This window comes from Bradyrhizobium barranii subsp. apii (assembly GCF_011516635.5).
Lineage (GTDB): Bacteria > Pseudomonadota > Alphaproteobacteria > Rhizobiales > Xanthobacteraceae > Bradyrhizobium > Bradyrhizobium barranii.
The window spans coordinates 6,864,795-6,878,753 of record NZ_CP096255.1; the positions used below are offsets into that span (position 1 = coordinate 6,864,795).

Genomic DNA, 13,959 nt, shown 5'->3' on the forward strand with positions numbered 1-13,959 from the left:
AGGCTTACCGAACGATGCGCGGTCTCGGTGGATCGCGCATCGCTGTTTCGGGCTAGTTGCAGGCGGGCTTCGCCTTTTTGCAGGCATCCGTCAGCTCGGCCGGCGGGTCCTTCTTGAATACGGTTTTGTAGGACTCCAGCACATTCGACTGCGTCACCGGCAGCGACTGCACACCTACCCAGCCAGGCGTTTCCTTACCCAGCAGCGCGTTCATCATCGCCATCGCCTCCGCGACGCCCTGGTCGTAGGGACGCTGCGAGCCGGTCGCCTTCAGCGGCCCGCCCTTGGCAATCTCGATCGCCGATTGCAGACCGAGGTCGACCGTCGTCATGGGAATATCGATGCCCTGAGCCCGCATCGAGCTCAGCGTGTCGAGCGCCGGTTGATCCCATACCGCGTACAGTCCCTTGACGTCGGGATTGCCGGTCAGGAAGTCGCCCGCGATCTGCGAGACCTTCGGCGGATCGGTGAAGTCGACCTGCTTCATCTTGATGTCAGGGCGGTTTGCTTTCATCCACTCCCGCACGCCCTTGGTGCGCTCGTTGGTGCTGAAATAGTCGACGCCGAAATTGACGAGACCGATGGTGCCGCCCTGCGCCACGCAGGATGCCAGGATCTGTGCCGCGATCTGGCCATTGCCCTGGCTATCGGCCGAGACCATCGTCGCATATTCCTCGGGATGCTTCAGACCAGTCGGGATGCTGTCCATCAGCACGAGCTTGATGCCGGCTTTGGCGATCTTCTTGTAGGTCGGCGCGGTCGCGGTGAAATCGACCGGAATCGAAATGATGCCGTCCGGATGCTGCTGGATCGTGTTCTCGATATCGGCGATCTGCTTGTCCACCTGATATTCGGCGGACGCGACGCCCGTCACCGTCACGCCGTACTTCTTCAGCGTATCGGTGATGCCCTGGATCTGGAGCTGCGACCAGTCGAGGTTGACCGTCTGCATGGAGATGCCGACCTTGAAGTTCTTCTCCTTGATCTTGGCGGCGTCGGCCTCCGACAGTGCGAGCACCTCGGGGGAAGCCGCCTTTTCGCCGTGGGGTCCCTGGCCGACGATCGACTTCGGCCCGAGCTTCGCGAGATCGACACCCTTGACGCAGGTCGCGGGCACTTCGGCGCGAGCCGACGGGATCATCGAGAGGGCGGCAGCGGCCACCAACGCAGTCAAAGGCAAGGTTTGTCGCAAGATTGGTTTCATTGTTTCCTCCATTTTTTGGTCGCCGATTCACCGGAGGGCCAGCGACCTTGCCCCTACCCGCGCAGCGCAATGAACTTGTTGTTCATGCGTCGCGCCGGACGTCGACTAGCGTTTCGTGAAAGCAACCGCGGCAACGATGATCGCGCCCTTGATCACGAGCTGCATCGGCGAGCTCACGCCGAGCAGAACAAGGCCGTTGTTGAGCGTGCCGATGATCAAGCTGCCGAACAGTGTTCCAAGGATGTAGCCGCGCCCGCCGAACAGGCTGCAGCCGCCGAGGATCACCGCGGCGATGACGTCGAGCTCCATGCCCTGCACGACATCTGGCCGCGCGGCATGTGAACGCGCCGACAGCACCAGCGCCGCTAATCCGGCCAGCGTGCCGGTCAGGACAAAGGCCGCAGTCGTGATCCGTTTGGTGTTGATGCCGGAATAGAGCGCCGCGGTCGGGTTGCCGCCGACCGCATAGATGCGCCGGCCGAACACATTGTAGTGCAGCAGCAGAATGCCGATAATCATCGCCGCCATAGTCCAGGCGATCGGAACCGGTATGCCGAGGAACGTGCCTTCGCCAAAGATCGCGAAATAGGTCTCGTTGGTGATGATCACCGGCTTGGTGTTGGTTACCATCATCGCCAGTCCCCGCGCCATGCTCAGCGAGCCCAGCGTCACCAGGAACGACGGGATCGATAGCTGCGTGGTCAGGATGCCATTGAGCAGCCCGACCAGCGCGCCGGTACCGAGCCCGGCCACGGCGCCCACGATCCAGCTGTTGATGATCTGGCTCATCGCGAGAGCAGCCGCCATGCCTGACAGCGCCAACGTCGAGGCAACCGACAGATCGATCTGACGCGCGATGATGATGAAGGTCATGCCGACCGCGATGATCGACACCAGCGTGGTCTGGCGCCCGATGTTCAGGAAGTTGTCGACCGAGAGAAACCAGGGCGAAGACAGGCTGAACACGACCAGCAGGATCACGAAGGCGATGTACAGCATGTACGGCCGCTCGCCCCGCAGCAAATTCTGGAGAATCTTGCGGCGGCGATCAGATCGGGTCGACGAGGCGACCACGTTGGGAGCAGTCAGTTCGGTCATGCGGGAAGCTCTTGCAAGTGGCCCGGCCCGGAGGCCTGGTACATCTGGAGGAGATGATGCAGCTCTTCGGCATCATCGATCTCGCCGCGCGACAGCGTACGAGCCACACGCCCGTTGACGATCACGGAGATGCGGTCGCAGAGCTCGATCAATTCGACGAGATCGGACGAGACGACCAGGACCCCGCTGCCGTCGCGGACGGCATTCCGGATCACGGCATAGATTTCCTCGCGTGCGCCCACGTCGACGCCGACCGTCGGTTCATCCAGGAGCAGCACGCGCGGCCGCGGATCATTCCATTTTCCGAATACGACCTTTTGCTGGTTGCCGCCGGAGAGCGTCCTGACCAGGCTGAACGCGCCTGGCGCTTTCACCGAAAGCCTGGCGACCGCGGTTTCCGCACGCCTGGCGGCGGCGCGTTGCTGCATCCAGCCCCAGCGCGAGAAGTGGGGAATTCGCGGCAAGGTGACGTTTCGCTCGATCGAATGGTCCAGGACCAGACCCTGCACATGCCGGTCTTCCGGCACCAGCGCGATGCCCTGCTCGATCGCATCGGCAGGCCCTCTCGGCAGCCATCGCCGGCCCTCGATCTCGATTGCGCCGCTCTCGAGCGGCCGGAGGCCAAACACTGTCTCCAAAATCTCCGTGCGGCCGCTGCCGATCAATCCGGCGAGGCCGTGGATCTCGCCCTTCAGCACGGACAGATCGACGGCGCGAAGCCGGTCGTTGGACACGTCGGACAGCGACAGAACCGGCGACGGATCCAATTCACGCTTCGCGACAGGTTCGGTGCGCGGGCCCGTGGGTGCCGATCGATCGGTTCCGACGATCGCGTTCACCAGCCGCTTCATGTCGGTCTCGGCGGTGACAAACGTGCCCGCGTTAGCGCCATCGCGCAGCACCGTGACGCGCTGCGAGATCTCGAACACCTCGTTGAGCCGATGGGTCACATAGATCACGCCGACTCCGCGGCGCGTCGCCTTCCCGATCGCATCGAACAGGATCCGGACCTCATCCGATGTCAGCGAGGAGGTCGGCTCGTCGAGGATCAGAAGCCGGACCTCGCCCATCAGCGCCTTGGCGATCTCCGTCATCTGGCGATAGGCGAAAGGCAGCGAGCCGACAGCCGCTCTCGCATCCAGGGGAATGCCGAGCGCGTTCAGGAATGCCTCGGCCCTGGCCATCAGCGCGCGCTGCCGGACGAAGCCGAAACGCGCACGCGGCTCACGGCCGAGCAACAGATTGTCCGCAACGCTCAAGGATTCGACGAGGCTGAGATCCTGATAAACGACAGCGATCCCCGCCTCGCGCGACTTCGCCGGGCTGTCGAATTCCACCGGCCTGCCGGCGATCTCGATCGTGCCGCTGTCGAGGGCATGAACACCACTGAGAATCTTGATCAGGGTAGATTTTCCCGCGCCGTTCTCGCCCAGTAGCGCATGGACCTCGCCGGCGCGAACCTCGAGGTTGACGTCGCGCAGCGCTCGTACGCCGCCGAAGCGCTTGTTGATGCCACTGACCATCACAAGCGAGGCCGACGACCGAGGTTCTGCTGCAACCGAACCGGACAGTTCCAAACTTTCCTCCCGTCGCCCCGCAAGACGCTGGTACGATGGTGACATATTGTTATTTTTGCAACTTATCCTGTTATAATTCTATCATCTCCGCCGACCTGTCAATGGCGGATCACGTCGCGGGGCCGGATCTAGCCCTGGCCCTATCTCGATTTGTGCGGTTGCGAACGTCAGTACAGACAGCCGGCCTTCCCAGCGCGGATCTGTTCAACATCAGGAACGGACCAAAGCTTCACGACGCGCTCCATTCGGTCCTGGCGGCAAGCACCCGATCATCCAAGCTAGAGGAGGCAGGCCCCGCGATCGATCAGCGCAAGCGTGTGCCGACAGAAAGGTAGACGCATAGGCGACGCGTGACAGCCATGGCGATGAGGCGGCCTTAGCCAAGCACACTAGACCGCGCGCGACACTTCGCTCCAATTCTGTGGATGACAATCCCTGCAATACGTCGTGCTCGTCGCGTCATTCCTGCCGCGCAGGATTACGTTCCTCGCCCTCGATCGTGCCGGCCGACCGCATCGACCGCGACATCTATCTGGTGCTTGAAGACGTCGGCGCGCGCTGGTTGCGCCCGTCGCGAGACCGACGAGGCTGACACCAACCTCGAGATCATCCTGCAAAATCTGCGGTCCGGCCAGTACGCCTATCCGGTCCGAATTGTATCCTTCAATCCCGTCCAGGGGTAGTCGCGGGATGCGACTTCCGAGGTCGCCGACCCACTGGCTCGGCGTGCAGCCGACACCGACGCTGAGATCTCGTCGGCACTGCAGGACTTCATCGCCGCTAACGCCAGAAAGCGCTTCGGCATGCAGCCAGCGCTGCGCCTTCGACTTCAGACACGTTATAATGCCTGTTGCTGCCTTTCATTCGATGGAAGCACGCTGCGTATGCCAATCCGTCACTGACTGGGCGCATACCCGGCGCGGGCAAGCGTATCTTCGGACAGATGCGGACCGACGAGCTGCATGCTGAGAGGCAATCGGTCCGACGCCATGCCGTTCGGTAGCGTGATGGTCGGGCTGCCCGAGAAGTCGAATACCGCCGTGAAGCGCAGGATGCTGAGCAGCACGTTCGGATCGGCGCCGTATTCGCCCATCTTGGTCAGCGTTGGGATCGGCACAGGCATGGTGGGAATCAGGAGCAGGTCAATATCGCCGAACAGCGCCGCGAGGCTGCCGCAGAACTTCAACCGCTCATGATGGATCTGAGCGATCTCGACGCCGCTGATCGATCTGCCCTGCTCGATCAGCTGCGCCAGATCGGGACCGTATTCCGACTTCCGCGACGGATAGGTCTCGAGATGCGCCTCTGCGGTCTCGATGGAGCACATCGGAATCCACATGCTCACGAGCTTCTCGTAAGCTGGGAACTTGACCTCACGAATATCGGCGCCGAGGTCCGCAAGCGTACGCTCCGCTTCCAGCAAGGCGGCGACCACCTGCCGATCGATCCCGTCCTGCGTGTAGCTGCGGTCCACGCCAATCCGTAAGCCTCGCACGCCCTCACCGATCCCCGCCAGATAGTTCGGCACCGGCGCCTGAAGGGCGGTCGGATCATTGACGTCTGCGCCCGCGATCACGCCGAGCATGGCCGCGGCATCGGCTGCGCTCCGGCACATCGGCCCGACATGATCGAGAGAGTCAGCCAGCGGGAAGACGCCGTGGCGGCTCACACGTCCCCAGGTGGGCTTGATCCCGGTCAGCCCGCACGTCGCCGACGGAAACCGGATCGAGCCGCCGGTGTCGCTGCCGATCGAGCCGAAGCAAAGTCCCGCCGAAGTGGCCACGCCCGATCCGCTTGAGGAGGAGCCGACCCAGTAGTCGGTCCCCCAGGGATTGAGCGGCGCTTGGTCGTCGGGATGATGGCTCGTATAGGCGCCCTCGGTCATTTTTAGCTTGCCGAGCGTGACGGCGCCGGCGTGTTCGAGCCGGTTCACGATCGTCGCGTTGAAGGAGGGGACGAACCTAGTGTGGATCGTGGTACCTCCAGCGGTCGGCGCGAAAGTGGTGTAGCAGAGATCCTTCAATCCGATCGGCACGCCGTGCAGCGGCCCACGCCAGATGCCCTTGGCAAGCTCGGCGTCACAGCGCTTCGCCTGCGCCATGGCCCGCTCGGCGAGGACGAGCGCGTAGCCGTGAAACTTCTGATCGAGCTTCGCGATCCGGCGATCGCCGCGGCCTTGCTCTTCTCGAGATACGGCATCGCCGCATTGACCAGCCGCACGGTGCCCATCATGTCGGTGGAGAATTCCTTCTCCCAGCTCTCCTCGTCCTGTCCGATCGACAGCGCACTGACATTGGCGACCACGACGTCGATGCCGCCAAGCTTCGAGGCCATGTCCTCGACCCAGGCCTTGAGCGCCGGGCCGTTGGAGACATCGACCGAACTACCGAAGGCAGCGACGCCCTTCGCCTTGATCGCGGCGACTGCGCTATCGACGTCGGCCTGGTTGCGCGCGCAGATGCCGACATCCGCGCCTTCCGCCGCGAATGTGTCGGCGATCGCCCTGCCGATCCCCTTGGTGCTGCCGGTGACGAGAACCTTTGCTCCCTTGAGTCCCAGATCCATGTCCATTCCCTCCCTATTGACGACTCGAAAACATGCCATGCGGCCGTTCAGAGCAGGAGCTGCTCGCGGACATTGTCCTCGTTAACCTCGCCACCCGCCAGCGACTGCGCGATCTTGCCCTTCTCCATGATGTAACAACGCTCGGCGATTGCCAGGATCGTGTCGAGGTTCTGCTCGACGAAGATGATGGTGGTCCCGAGCTCGTTCCGGAACGATCTCAGCGCCTCGCAGATGTGCTGGACGATCGAGGGCTGGATACCCTCGGACGGCTCGTCCAGGATCATCAAGGACGGATTGCCGATCAGCGCGCGACCTATGGCGAGCTGCTGCTGCTCGCCGCCCGACATCGTGCCCGCGGCCTGCCGCCGGCGTTCCTTCAGTCGCGGAAAATACTCATAGACGAGTTCAGGCAGCTTCTTGCCGCCGGGACCGCCGATCAACTCGCCGACCTGCAGGTTTTCCTCGACGGTCATCTGCGGAAAGACATCGCGTCCCTGCGGGATGTAGCCGAAGCCCGCCCTCGCCCGCGCGTCGGCTTCGAGCTTTGTTACGTCCTGCTCCATGAAGCTGATCGTGCCACGCCAGGTTTGCAGCAAACCGATCAGGCACCGCATCAGAGTCGACTTGCCGACACCGTTGCGGCCGATCACGCCGACAATCTCGCCGCGGGAGACCGACATGGTGACGCCCTGCAAAATCGGCGTCGCACCGTATCCCGCCCATAATTCCGATACGTCCAGAATCCGGTCAGTGGGATTGGGTTTAGTGAGCATGGGTCTTACCGAGATAAATTTCCGCGACTTTCGCGTCCTGCAAAATGCTTTCGAGATCACCGCGTGCGAAAATCTTGCCGAGATGCAGCACTGTGACGCGCTGGGCGACCTGGCGCACGAAGGCCATATCATGCTCGACGACAAGAACCGTCATGCCCTCTGCATTGAACGACTTGATCAGCTCGCCGGTCTTGAAGGTTTCCTCCGGCGACATGCCGGCAGTCGGCTCGTCCAGGAGCAGGAGCTGCGGCTTCAGCGCCAGCGCCATCCCGATCTCGAGCCATTGCTGCTGGCCATGCGACAGCGCACCCGCGAGCTTATCGCTGTCCGGCCCCAGGTTGAGCAGAGTCAGCAGGCGATCCTCCTCGGCGATGCGTTCCGCGCCGGACAGTCGTTCCTGGAGCGCAGTCTGGATATTTTGCCGAACCGGCAGCTCCTTGAACACGCTCGGAGCCTGCATCTTGATGCTCATGCCTCGCTGCACGCGTGCGTAGGGACGCTCCTTGGTGATGTCGACGGTATCGAACAGGATGCTGCCTTGGCTCGGCGGGTAGAGACCCACGATCAGCTTGAACAATGTGCTCTTGCCGGCGCCATTGGGTCCGATCAGGCAGTGGACCTCGCCGGCGTTGACCGTGAGGTCGACGTCGGAGACTGCGGTCAATCCGCCAAAACGCTTGGATACGCCTTTGACTTCGACCAGCGCCATGATCAGGACTCTTCCGGGTGCAAGCGACCAGCCTCCGCCATGACGGGGCTATCGTCGCGCCGCCGACGCCCGCTCCACCAGTCGGCGGCAAGCTTGCCGATGCCGAGCACAAAACCCTGCGGCGCCAGCATCACCGTGGCGAGCAGCAGCGCTCCCATCAGCACGAGTGCTGCCTGCTGGCTGTAGACCGTGATGGTCTGAAAGCCGAACAGCAGCAGGAACGATCCGACCAGAGTTGCGGTCAGATCGCTCCGTCCGGAGAAAGCCACCCATACGATGGGCATCGCCGCCGCAGGCAGGCCGATGCTGGACGGCGTGATGAATTGGCCCCAGGACGTGTACAGCGCACCACTCAGCCCTGCGAGGCCGCTGCCGATCACGAAGGTCAGGAGCTGGTATTTCCGGACGTCATAACCCAGCATCTCGGCGCGCTGCGGGTTCTCGCGCGTCGCCACGATGACGTTGCCAATACCCGAATTCACGAGCATGCGCAGCGCGAGATAGACGATCACGATCAGCGCGATCATGACGTAGTAGAGCGCCGATCCCTCGATATAGAAGTCGCCGACGGCGAGCGGGTCCATGCCCTTCATGCCGTTGAAGCCATTCAGCCGCGCCGGGCCGATGTGCCATTCCGGCCCCGCCGTCTGGCCGAGGAAGAAGGCAAGCACCAGCGTCGCAGACAGCGTCACGATCCCGAAGAAGATGCCGTTGATGCCCCCCCAGATCATGAAATAGCCGAGGATGCCGGCCGCCACCATCGCAAGGACAACGGACAGCGCAAGCGCGGCGATCGTTGCGGTGCCGCCGCCCATGTTAATCGCGAGCACGCCATAACCGTAACCGGCGATGCCGAAGAACAAGGTCTGGCCGAACGACAGCATCCCGCCATAGCCCCACATCAGGCAGAGGCCGAGCGCCATGAATATCCAGATCAGGAAATAGGCGAAATTCCCCACATCATAGGAGTCGGCGAACAGCGGATATGTCAGTGCGCCCGCGAGCACTGCAAGGAAGCAGGACCAGAAGATCTTGCCACGTCCGAGCGTCTGCGGACCTTCCAGCAGCTTGAACATCACAAATTCCCTTTAGCGCCCACGACGAACCAGAACGCTGGAGAGCCCCTCGGGCAACACCCGAATGATCAAAATAACGGCGACCAGCATGCCAATCTGTCCGATGATCTGGCCGTAGCTCGCGTTCAGCGCCATTCGGATCATCGCCAGGAACACAGCGGCCGGCGCTGTTCCGAGCAGCACGTTTGCCCCTCCAATTACGACCGTAACGAAGCTTTCGACCACGAAGGTCGCCCCCATGGTCGGGATCAGCGTCATCGTTGGCGCGTAGAGCGCCCCGCAAAGTCCGGCGAGGCCGGTGCCGATCCCGAAGCTGATCGAATAGATTCGGCCCGTTCGCGCGCCCAGCGCCTTCGCCATCGCCGCATTCTGCATCGTCGCCCGGGCGATCACACCAAAGCGCGTCTTCATGAAAACGATGTAGAGACCGCCCAGCACGGCCACCGCGCAACCGAACAGAACCAGACGATAGGTCGAAAACGTGTAGCCGCCGATTGCGAAGCTTCCCTCGGGCGTTCCAATGCCCCGCACGGCTGAACCGACAATCAGGAGCATCGATTGCGTCACGATGAGGCTGAGCCCCCAAGTGGCGAGCAGAGAATCCAGCGGCCGCTTGTAGAAGCGCCGCACGATCAGGAACTCGACGGCGACACCGATGAGTCCCGCCGTCAGCGCGGCCAGGATCTGGGCAATCGCGAGCGGAACGCCCAGATTCACCAGGCCGACGGTGACATAGGCGCCGCACATGATGAACTCGCCATGCGCCATATTGATGACGCCCATCATGCCGAACACGATAGCGAGACCTGCGGCCGAGAGAATGAGGAACGCGAACACGTCGGCGAACTGATAGAATACCGAGAATACTTCAGCCGACATCTTGGTCCCTTTGCCGATCCCGGCGCCGCATCGTTGCGGCGCCGGCCTTGTCCAAGAGCGCAACTCTCAATACGAGCAAAATCCGTGCCCGTCAGGCGTCACGATTTCTTTGGGAGATGGCTCGGCGTGTACTGGTCCTTGTCGTTCTTCTTGGTGAGATCGCAACCGATTTCGCCAAGCCAGTACGGCTGGATCGTCCCATAGTCCTTCTCGACCTTCACCTCATGCTTCGGCCCGACCGAGATCAGGCGCATGCGGTGCGAGGTGTGCTGGCTCTTCGGATCGATGCACACCTTGCCTTCGGGAGCGTCGATGCATGCATCGCCGGTCGCGATGACCTTGCGCATGTCGTCGAGCTTGATCGACTTCGCCTTCTCGACCAGCGCCTTGTACATGTAGAGCGCATTATAGGCATTGTAGCCCATGTCGTTGATGTAGAGCTCGTCAGGGAATTTCGCGTGCCAGCGCTTCTTGAACTCGGTAGCCTCCGGCGTGTCGATCTCCTCGAACCAGTTCGCAGTCGCATGCATGTTGTTAAGCGCCGGCGGCTTGAACCGCTTGTGCTCGAAGCCGAGCATGACCTTGATCGACGATCCCATCGGCAGATTGAGGTTGGCCGCAGCCGCCTGCTCGAAGAATGAATCCTGGGCAGCGCCGACATTGATCGTGAGCAACCAATCCGGCTTCGCCTTCTGGATATTCTGGATGGTCTGCGCGAACTGCGACACGCCGAGCGGAATGAACTCCTCGCCGACGACCTCGCCGCCGAGATCCTTCATGATCTTGCGGTTCCACTCGGCCGAGATTTGACCGAAATTGTAATCGGCGGCGATGACATAGACCTTCTTGCCGAACTTCTCGACCATCCATGGAATCAGCGTCGAGAATTGCTGCTCCGGCACCGCGCCCATGCTGATCATGCTGGCGTCGCAGACGCCGCCTTCATACTGGTTGGTGTAGAAGTACGGTGTCGAGGTGCGATCGACGATGGGACGCAGCGCCTCGCGCGAGGCCGAGGTGATGCCGCCGATCAGCACGTCGACCTTGTCGCGGTTGAGCAGTCGACGGCCGAACTCCTGATAGCGCGCGTTGTCGCCCTGCGGATCGAGGTGAATCAACTCGATCTGCCGACCAAGGATACCGCCGCTCTTGTTGATCTCCTCGACGGCCAGCTGAGAGCCGTGCAGCTTCGGCATGCCCATGAAGGCGAGGTCGCCTGACACGTCCTCGAGCAGACCCACCTTCAATGGCGGTTCCGCCGCCCGAGCAACACTCACCCCCGCCGCTGTACCGAGCATAGCGCCGAGCAAGACCATTCCGAGCTTACGTCGCGAATTCATCGTGATATCCCCTGTTCTGAAAGCGGCTGAATGTCATGGCTTGAGGTAATTCTTCAGGATCGATGCGCCCATCGTGTATTTTGGGTCGACCATGTTGCCGAGGCGCATGCGGCCGGCCTGGCTGAGCAGCATGTAGGCGTCGATCTCGTCGAAGCCGTAATCGGCCGCCATCCACCGCACGAGTTCGCGATAGGCGATACGGGCCGCGTCTTCGAGTGGGCGGGCGCTGCCGATCGTCATGATGAAGTCCTTTGTCTCGAGCCGCGGCCAGGCGAAGCTCCAGTTCTTGATCAGGTCGACCTGCAGCGTGACGGTCGCGCGCTGCTCCAGCGCCACCCCGGAGAGTTCGCCGTCGCCTTGCGTCGCGTGACAGTCGCCGACGTAGAGCATCCCACCGTCGGTATGCACCGGGAAATAGATGATCGCGCCGGGGGCGACGTCGGGCAGATCCATGTTGCCGCCGTGGTAATCCGGCTGCAGCGAGGAGATCGCCTCGATCTCCGGCGAGACGCCAATGGTACCGATGAACGGCTCGTAGGGCAGCGTAATCCTGTCGTTCCAGCGCACGCCGTTCCTGTCGACATGCAGCTTCTTCACGCGCTCCGGCAATGGCGGATTGAGCAGTGCCGTCGAGCTCGTCCCGACGAGTCCGCCGAACTCAGGAATAATGCAGGTCGTGCCGGCCGGCTGCTCGCCGCGGGTCTCGACGTCGCGGATGTAGATCGCGAGGCAATCGCCCTTCTTGGCGCCCTTAACCGCGATCGGGCCGCATTGCGGGTTTAGATAGGGAAAGTTCAGTTTGGCAGTGGGGCTGTCGCTCTCGCTGGTGAGCACACCGCCGAACGCATCCTCCGTCTCGACAACCACCACTCCGCCGGGGTCGATCGACAGGGTCGGCTTTGCATAGGGACCGTAGACGTAGTGGAAGCCGCCCTGCTCTTCGATCGTCAGGCTATGCGTCGCCCCGGTCGCGCCCTTTGCGACTGCGCGCTTGGCCATGATCGAATTCTTCAACCAGTCTTCTGCAGACATGCGAATGGCTCCTCAACTCAGATCCCGGGATGACGCTTGTGCCAGTCGGTAACGCGCTGGAACGCATCGCCCGCGCGAACGAGGCCGGCCTCATCGAAATGACGACCGACGAACTGGAAGCCAACCGGACCGCCATTCGCGGCGAAGCCGCCGGGTAGCGTCACGGTCGGGCTTCCCGTCATGTCGAACGGGCATGTGAAGCGAAGCATGCCTGCGATCAGCGAGGCGTCCTCGCCGAGCGACGCCATCTTGCTGAGCGTGGGCGCGGCGAATGCCTGGGCCGGCACGGCGAGGAGATCGACCGATTCGAACAGAAGGCGGACGGCGCCACGAAACGCTTCGCGCCGGAGCACGATCTTCTGATAGTCCATGCCGGACTGCTGCCGACCTAGATCGAGCAGGCCAGCGAGTGCCGGGCCGTACTCGTCCTTGCGCGCGGGATACGTGTCCTCGTGCGCGACGGCGACCTCGATGCCGCAGAGCGGGAACCAGTCGTCGATGACCGCCTTGGGATCGGGGAACGTGATCTCCTTGATCTTCGCGCCGAGATCGGCCGCTACACGCAGACCCTCGGTCAACACCTTGGCCGCATCGCCATCGGTGCCTTCGCTGGTCCAGCGCCGGTCGACACCGATCGTCACCCCGCGAAGGTCGCCGGACAAACTGGCGAGATAGTCAGGCACGGGCAGCGGAACCGACGTCGTGTCCTTGGGGTCCTGACCCGCGATCACGCCGAGGATGGCGCCGCAATCGACCGCGCTCCTTGCCATCGGGCCGATATGATCCAGCGTCGCAGCAAGCTCGAATGCGCCGTAGCGGCTGACGCGTCCCCAGGTCGGCTTGAGCCCGGTGACGCCATTAGCCGCGGACGGAAAGCGGATCGATCCGCCCGTATCGGTGCCGAGCGAGCCGAAGCAGAGGCCCGCCGCGGTGGCGACGCCGGAGCCGCTCGAGGATGCGCCGGGCCAGAGATCCGCGTTCCACGGGTTCTTCGGTGGATCGATCTTCGGGTGATGATCGGCGTAGGCGCCCTCGGTTTGCTGCAGCTTGCCGAGGATGATGGCGCCGGCATCTTTCAACCGCGCGACTACCGTTGCATCCTCGGTGGGACGGAAATCTCGATGAATGGTCATGCCATGGGCCGCCGGCGCGCCCTTGGCCCAGCAGAGATCCTTGACCGCCACTGGCACACCATGCAGCGGCCCCTTGATCTTTCCGGAAGCGATCTCCTTCTCGGCCGTGGCAGCGTCCGCGAGCGCCGAGTCAGCCATCACATAAGCGAAACTCTTGAGCTTGCCGTCGAGCTTCTCGATCCGCCCGAGCATCGCTTTGGTCGCTTCGACCGGCGACAGCTCCTTCGCCTGGATCTTCCGCCCGACGTCGACGAGTCCGAGATAGTGGAGATCTGTTGCCGCCATCGTTCTTCATCCTCACACTCGATGTGACGCGCGGTCGTCTCCGCGCATGCGTCACCGTTCTGGCGACGCGGACGCATCGCCAGCTTCCTTGGCGGCAAACGAAAAAAGCCACCCGTCCCTCCCGAATGAGGCGACGAATGGCTCAAATGCCGCGGCTATGATCTATCGCTTAGGGGCCGCAATCGAACGAAGCACTTAGTGCAAGGAGCTGGACGTCATCGGCCAGATCGGCGCACGCGAGGTTCGACAGGTAGCCCTGTAGGAGAAAAGTCTAAGTGTCTGTTCCAA

At 62.6% G+C, this 13,959-nt stretch carries 11 protein-coding genes and 2 pseudogenes; 1 reads left to right on the top strand and 12 read right to left on the bottom strand.

Annotated features, from left to right (window positions below):
* Nucleotides 1–52: 52 nt before the first annotated feature.
* The 3 genes from HAP41_RS33005 to HAP41_RS33015 form a co-directional block, all read right to left on the bottom strand.
* Nucleotides 53–1,204, bottom strand: a complete 1,152-nt coding sequence (locus HAP41_RS33005) for a substrate-binding domain-containing protein (protein WP_166090908.1) — start codon at nucleotides 1,202–1,204, stop codon at nucleotides 53–55.
* 105 nt (nucleotides 1,205–1,309) lie between these two features.
* Nucleotides 1,310–2,302 (bottom strand): ABC transporter permease, encoded by a 993-nt coding sequence (locus tag HAP41_RS33010; protein ID WP_166090906.1) that lies wholly within the window; start codon nucleotides 2,300–2,302, stop codon nucleotides 1,310–1,312.
* The gene (locus HAP41_RS33015; RefSeq protein ID WP_166090903.1) at nucleotides 2,299–3,879 is read right to left on the bottom strand and encodes a sugar ABC transporter ATP-binding protein; all 1,581 of its coding nucleotides are present in this window, start codon (nucleotides 3,877–3,879) and stop codon (nucleotides 2,299–2,301) included. Before HAP41_RS33015 ends, HAP41_RS33010 begins: the two co-directional genes overlap by 4 nt.
* Before the next feature lie 421 nt (nucleotides 3,880–4,300).
* Between HAP41_RS33015 and HAP41_RS33020 the strand changes: the two are divergent.
* A pseudogene (locus HAP41_RS33020) lies at nucleotides 4,301–4,706 on the top strand (hypothetical protein); the annotation flags it as partial.
* Between the two features lie 68 nt (nucleotides 4,707–4,774).
* Here the strand turns inward: HAP41_RS33020 and HAP41_RS33025 are convergent.
* The 9 genes and pseudogenes from HAP41_RS33025 to HAP41_RS33065 form a co-directional block, all read right to left on the bottom strand.
* Complete coding sequence (locus tag HAP41_RS33025; protein WP_248577249.1) at nucleotides 4,775–6,037, bottom strand: amidase; 1,263 nt, start codon at nucleotides 6,035–6,037, stop codon at nucleotides 4,775–4,777.
* Nucleotides 5,977–6,444 (bottom strand): annotated as a pseudogene (locus HAP41_RS33030) (SDR family NAD(P)-dependent oxidoreductase); the annotation flags it as partial. The gene HAP41_RS33025 and the pseudogene HAP41_RS33030, both read right to left, overlap by 61 nt.
* 47 nt (nucleotides 6,445–6,491) lie before the next feature.
* Nucleotides 6,492–7,217, bottom strand: coding sequence for an ABC transporter ATP-binding protein (locus tag HAP41_RS33035; RefSeq protein ID WP_166090896.1), 726 nt, complete (start codon nucleotides 7,215–7,217; stop codon nucleotides 6,492–6,494).
* Entirely contained in the window at nucleotides 7,207–7,926 is a 720-nt protein-coding gene (locus HAP41_RS33040; RefSeq protein ID WP_085404254.1) for an ABC transporter ATP-binding protein, read from the bottom strand. The genes HAP41_RS33035 and HAP41_RS33040 overlap by 11 nt, the downstream gene beginning before the upstream one ends.
* A gap of 2 nt (nucleotides 7,927–7,928) precedes the next feature.
* Complete coding sequence (locus HAP41_RS33045; protein ID WP_085404253.1) at nucleotides 7,929–9,002, bottom strand: branched-chain amino acid ABC transporter permease; 1,074 nt, start codon at nucleotides 9,000–9,002, stop codon at nucleotides 7,929–7,931.
* A 12-nt stretch (nucleotides 9,003–9,014) separates the two neighbouring features.
* The gene (locus HAP41_RS33050; RefSeq protein ID WP_028151201.1) at nucleotides 9,015–9,881 is read right to left on the bottom strand and encodes an ABC transporter permease subunit; all 867 of its coding nucleotides are present in this window, start codon (nucleotides 9,879–9,881) and stop codon (nucleotides 9,015–9,017) included.
* Between the two features lie 98 nt (nucleotides 9,882–9,979).
* Nucleotides 9,980–11,221 (bottom strand): urea ABC transporter substrate-binding protein, encoded by a 1,242-nt coding sequence (locus HAP41_RS33055; protein ID WP_166090863.1) that lies wholly within the window; start codon nucleotides 11,219–11,221, stop codon nucleotides 9,980–9,982.
* A 33-nt stretch (nucleotides 11,222–11,254) separates the two neighbouring features.
* Nucleotides 11,255–12,253 (bottom strand): acetamidase/formamidase family protein, encoded by a 999-nt coding sequence (locus tag HAP41_RS33060; protein WP_166090861.1) that lies wholly within the window; start codon nucleotides 12,251–12,253, stop codon nucleotides 11,255–11,257.
* A 17-nt stretch (nucleotides 12,254–12,270) separates the two neighbouring features.
* Nucleotides 12,271–13,671, bottom strand: a complete 1,401-nt coding sequence (locus tag HAP41_RS33065) for an amidase (RefSeq protein WP_166090857.1) — start codon at nucleotides 13,669–13,671, stop codon at nucleotides 12,271–12,273.
* Between the last annotated feature and the right edge of the window lie 288 nt (nucleotides 13,672–13,959).